We start from the raw sequence: 3,752 nt of genomic DNA on the forward strand, positions 1-3,752 counted from the left end.
CTCTGTTCGCCGTCAAAGTGCGCCCCGTTATCCACGATGGCCTCTTTTTCCGGCACATGCTGCACGGCGGTGATGGCATACGTGCCGTCGTCGTTCTCACGGATACTCACGCAGCGGAACAGTCGCTGGCGCAGCGTCGGCAGCTTCAGCTCCCATACGCTGTATTCAGCAACACCGTCAGGAACACGGCTCACTTTTACCTTCACGCCGTCGGTGACGGACTGAACCTCCACGCTGACCGGATTGCCACTTCCGTCAACCAGGCTTATCAGCGCGGTACCGGAGGATGGCAGCGTGATTTCACGGTCGAGCGTCAGCGTCCGGGTCTGGCTGTTCACCGCCAGCACACGACCACCGGTGCTGATACCGGCATAGTCATCATCGCAGATTTCAATAACATCGCCCGGTACATGGCGAAGCCCTTCTGCGCCGACGCTGAAATCCACGGTCTGCGTTTCCAGCAGTTCTGTTTTAATCAGCCACAGCCCGGCGCGGTGTGCCTGCCCCCGGCTGGTACAGCCAAAGGCATCCATCTTCGTAACATTACGACCGTAACGGGCAATGGCCTGCGTATCTTCAACAAGCTCTGTCGCCGTCTCCCAGCCGTTGTTCGGGTCAATCCAGTTCACCTCAACGGCATTATGGCGGTCCTTCAGGGCGCTGAAGCTGTAGCGGAACGGCGCGCCATCATCCGGCATCACCACATTACTGCGGTTATAGGTCCACGTCTTATCCGACGGTCGGTCCTGCACGAACGTCAGCGTCTGCCCGTTCCATACCGGCATACAGCGCATCGCCGAGCAGAAATCGCTGAGCACATCCCACGCCTTACGCTGTGTGGTCAGGTACGCATTACAGGTGATGCGCGGCTCCGTGCCGCCAAAGCCGTCCGGCACTGACTGGTCGCAGTACTGGCCGATGACATACAGCGCCCATTTATCCACATCCGCCGCACCAAGACGTTTCCCCATGCCGTAGCGCGGATGGGTCAGCATATCCCACAGACACCAGGCCATGTTGTTGCTGTATGCCGGTTTAAACGTTCCGTCCCAGATACCGCTGTATTGCCGCGTCTGCGGGTTATAGTTCGACGGCACCTGCAGAATACGCCCGCGCAGATGATAATTACGGCTCACCTGCTGGCTGCCGAACTGCTCCGAGTCCACCTGCACGCCGACCAGTGCCGTGTTCGGGTAGCACTGTTTCACATCGATGATTTCAGTGTATGACGACCAGAGCGTTTTGTTCTGCAGCTGGTCTGTGGTGCTGTCCGGCGTCATCCTGCGCATCCGGATATTAAACGGGCGCGGCGGCAGGTTACCCATCACCACCGAGGCCAGATACTGCGAGGTGGTTTTGCCCTTAATGGTGATGTCTTTTTCCGTCACCCAGCCACCGTTACGTTGTATCTGAACCAGCAGGCGGACTTCCGACGGATTCCTGTCACCCTTTGAGGTGGTTTCCACCAGTGCCTGTACACCGAAGGTAAAGCGCAGACGGTCGATGTTTGCAGACGTAATGGTGCGGGTGATCGGCGTGTCATATTTCACTTCCGTACCCAGCACCGTCTCGGAGCCGGAGGATTCAAATCCCTCCGGCGGAGTCTGCTCCTGCTCACCAGCCCGGAACACCACCGTGACACCGGATATGTTGGTATTCCCCTCAGTGTCCAGCACCGGCGTACTGTTCAGCAGCACGCTTTTTAAGCCATCCACCGGACCTTCAATCGGCCCTTCGCTGATGGCATCGATCACACTCAGCAACTGCGTGGACTTCAGGTTGTCCTTCGCTTCGCGCGGGGTATGCCCCTTACTGCTTCCTTTACCCATTCCTCACGCTCCATAAATGACAAAACCGCCCGCAGGCGGTTTCACATAAAACATTTTGCATCAGCGACCAATCACCACAACCTGACCACCGTCCCCTTCGTCTGCCGTGCTGATCTCCTGAGAAACCACGCGTGACCCCACGCGCATTTCCCCGTACAGAACAGGCAGAACATTGCCCTGGGCAACCATGTTATCCAGTGAGGAGAAATAGGTGTTCTGCTTACCGTTATCCGTTGTCTGTATACGGGGAGTTCTGGCTTTCGGTGCCAGCATCTGCGCCACACCACCGAGCACCATACTGGCACCGAGAGAAAACAGGATGCCGGTCATACCACCGGCCCCAATGGCTGCCCCCCATGCTGCAAGGGTGGCTCCGGCGGTAAAGAATGATCCGGCAATGGCGGCAGCCCCCAGGACAATCTGGAATACGCCACCTGACTTGGCCCCGGCGACTCTGGGAACAATATGAATTACAGCGCCATCAGGCAGAGTCTCATGTAACTGCGCCGTTAACCCGGACGTGCTGACGTCCCGCCCGGCAATCCGTACCTGATACCAGCCGTCGCTCAGTTTCTGACGAAACGCCGGGAGCTGTGTGGCCAGTGCCCGGATGGCTTCAGCCCCCGTTTTCACACGAAGGTCGATGCGGCGACCAAATCGTTGTAAATCCCCGTAAAGGCAGATGCGCGCCATGCCCGGTGACGCCAGAGGGAGTGTGTGCGTCGCTGCCATTTGTCGGTGTACCTCTCTCGTTTGCTCAGTTGTTCAGGAATATGGTGCAGCAGCTCGCCGTCGCCGCAGTAAATTGCGGCGTGATTCGGCACTGATGAACCAAAACAGCACAGCAGCACATCGCCCGGCTGTGCCGCTGACAACGGCACCTGATACAGCCCCGTCGCCTCCAGATTATCCAGATAGAGATTCTGGCCGTTACGCCACCAGTCATCCTCACGATGAAAGTCCGGCATCTCAATCCCCGCCAGATGATAAGCATCCCGGAACAGTGTGTAACAGTCCGTCACACCGTGCTCAAAGCGCCGCCCGGTGAGATGCGGCACACAGCGGAACTTATGAATCGTCCCCCGGCAGACCAGCCACCACGGCAAATCACTCTGCACCTGCAGCCGCCGGTCGGCCTCACTCAGCCAGGGCAGACCACCGGGGTGGCTGTGGACCAGCGCCACAATCTCACCCTGCATTTCTGCCTGCAGCCAGTCTTCCGGCGACATACGGAAATACGCCTCCGGCTCACCGGAGATATTCACGCAGGGGAAATATCTTTCCCCCTCCGGCGTGCTTACCACGAAGCCGCACGACTCCGCTGGCGCACATCGCCGGGCGTGCGCCAGAATCGCTGATTCTGTCTGTGTCATGGGATTTACTGCGAAAGTTTGTTAATGGAAAGGAAGCCGCCAAAGTTGCCGACGTTATTGCGGAACTTACAACCGCTCAGGCATTTGCTGCATTTATCCTTCGTGATATCGGACGTTGGCTGGTCATATTCATCCGCGACAGCCGGACCGCTATAACCGCACTCGTCACCGCGATAGGTCCAGGTGCAGGTGTTGGCCAGCATGATACGTCCCGGAAAAACAGCGCCATCCGTTTCCGTCGGCGTGGACAGTACAAAGGAGGCACTCACCGCGCTCAGTTCGCTGCACTGCTCAATGCGCCAGCGGCTGATCACCTCCTGCTCCGGATCGGCGTAACTGTTTCCGTTGACGAAGTTCACCGCATCCAGAAAACGGGCGTAAACCTTACGCCGGACCACCGTTCCGCCGACCAGACTCTGCATATCTTCCGCCATCCCGGTGACCATACCGTACAGGTTAGAAACCGTCAGCGTGGGGCGCGTACTGGTGCCTTTGCCATTCAGTTCAAAACCGCTCCCCTGAATGGGATACGGCTGATACTGTCGCCCCT

4 protein-coding genes are annotated in these 3,752 nt (G+C 58.2%); all 4 read right to left on the minus strand.

What is annotated here, in order from left to right; all coding sequences use genetic code 11:
* Window positions 1-1,829 (minus strand): host specificity protein J (locus tag VXQ92_RS15375; protein ID WP_416682376.1); only part of this gene is annotated, 1,829 nt, incomplete at its 3' end.
* Between the two features lie 60 nt (window positions 1,830-1,889).
* Window positions 1,890-2,462 (minus strand): tail assembly protein, encoded by a 573-nt coding sequence (locus VXQ92_RS15380; protein ID WP_001407644.1) that lies wholly within the window; start codon window positions 2,460-2,462, stop codon window positions 1,890-1,892.
* Complete coding sequence (locus VXQ92_RS15385) at window positions 2,459-3,202, minus strand: C40 family peptidase (protein ID WP_000194780.1); 744 nt, start codon at window positions 3,200-3,202, stop codon at window positions 2,459-2,461. The genes VXQ92_RS15380 and VXQ92_RS15385 overlap by 4 nt, the downstream gene beginning before the upstream one ends.
* Before the next feature lie 5 nt (window positions 3,203-3,207).
* A partial coding sequence (locus tag VXQ92_RS15390) for a phage minor tail protein L (RefSeq protein WP_182566913.1) occupies window positions 3,208-3,752 on the minus strand: 545 nt, incomplete at its 5' end.

The organism is Acinetobacter sp. 228 (genome assembly GCF_048147885.1).